We start from the raw sequence: 1,354 nt of genomic DNA, 5'->3' as shown, positions 1-1,354 counted from the left end.
GGGGTAACTACTCCCAACCGACAGTTTAATAAGCGGATAATCAGGTTCGCTTCCCCTTCCTGTTTACCCTCTTGAATACCTTCCTGTCTACCCTCCTGAATACCTAATTGAAAAACATCTCGATAAAAACGGGTTTGGGTAATATCGGCGGTTTTTAGGTTTAGCATTTTTAATATTTCCTCCAAACTCAGGTTAGGGAATTTATTTACTAGTATAGCTTCAACTAAATCAAGTTTTTGTCTAAATTCTGGTTGATTTTTACTACTTTTTAGTAGGTTTTGAGCAGCTTGAATGGTTTTTGTTTTCGGTAAGATAATCAGTTGCAGTAATGCTAAGTTGGGAGTTAGGTGATTTTGATGTAGTAGGTCTTGTAAGTAGAGTCTTTGAACTTGGTTATCTAGCTGGGGTTGGTAAGGAATTTCTGAACCCAGGTCATGACGACGGGACTTGAGAATTAGTAATCCTCGCCAGGGTCTAGTAATTTTATACTGTTTTAAAAAAAGGTAGGTTTCGGCAAAGTAACGTCCATAAAAGTCTGTGTCTGGCTGCATTTGCGCTTCTAGGAAGACTAGGGGAAGATTGGGGTCTTTTCCTAGAGGAGTTAGAATACCATCATGACGAAATTCCTGTTCTTTGACAACTGGTGCTGAGTAATCGAATTGACAATCTGCTGGGATGCCGGGGAGAAGTTCGGCAAGAAGACCTGGTTGATTGAGGAATATGCGGTAAAATAGTTTATCGGTCTTCACGCTTATTTAAGGATTAACACCCTGGAAAAAACTTAACTGGCTTAACTTGAATTATACTCATTATAATCAATAGTACAGTTTTTGGTGTTCTTTAACCCATTCTTCGTAGGTTTATGAAAGTTTTTTAATAATTGCTTCCCATGTAAGCGATCGCTTAATTGTGTCAATCTTGTTGCTAAAATTGAGGCGATTAATAGAGTTATTTGTAATTTAACTAACAGTAAATCTTTCAATTTCCGCTGCACCTGGCTAAATTGCTCATCATCCGTTCCTAATTAGGATAAGTTAATAAAGCAACAGTAGTTGTATGTAATTTACGCTTTACGGTTAAAGGCAAGGAGCAAGTTAGTTTTTCACAAGTTTCAACCCAGGATTTTGGTAATAGTTTCAATAAATGATGTAGTTTCACGTGACCATTAGTTAATGGATTAGTAACTAGTCGAGTTTCTTTAACAACTAATCCTGCTTGATATATGAGTTGTTCTATTTCATCCAAATGGAGTAAAAAAATATGTCCATCTGAGTTGGGCTTAAATTGCATTATTTCATATTGACTTGGATCAGGACAATCAGAAAACTTGGGTAATGTATTTTTGAAATATCCG

2 protein-coding genes are annotated in these 1,354 nt (G+C 36.6%); both read right to left on the bottom strand.

All coding sequences use genetic code 11. The features are described 5' to 3' along the window. Positions 1-749 (bottom strand): DUF2887 domain-containing protein (locus ACIR131C_RS23410; RefSeq protein WP_035372529.1); only part of this gene is annotated, 749 nt, incomplete at its 3' end. Positions 750-1,020: 271 nt separating this feature from the next. Then, positions 1,021-1,354 (bottom strand): hypothetical protein (locus ACIR131C_RS23405; protein WP_231395502.1); only part of this gene is annotated, 334 nt, incomplete at its 5' end.

The organism is Dolichospermum circinale AWQC131C, assembly GCF_000426905.1.
GTDB classification, from domain to species: Bacteria; Cyanobacteriota; Cyanobacteriia; order Cyanobacteriales; family Nostocaceae; genus Dolichospermum; species Dolichospermum circinale.
The sequence above is the reverse complement of the archived record's forward strand: the minus strand, read 5'-3'. Positions and strand labels throughout refer to the sequence as shown.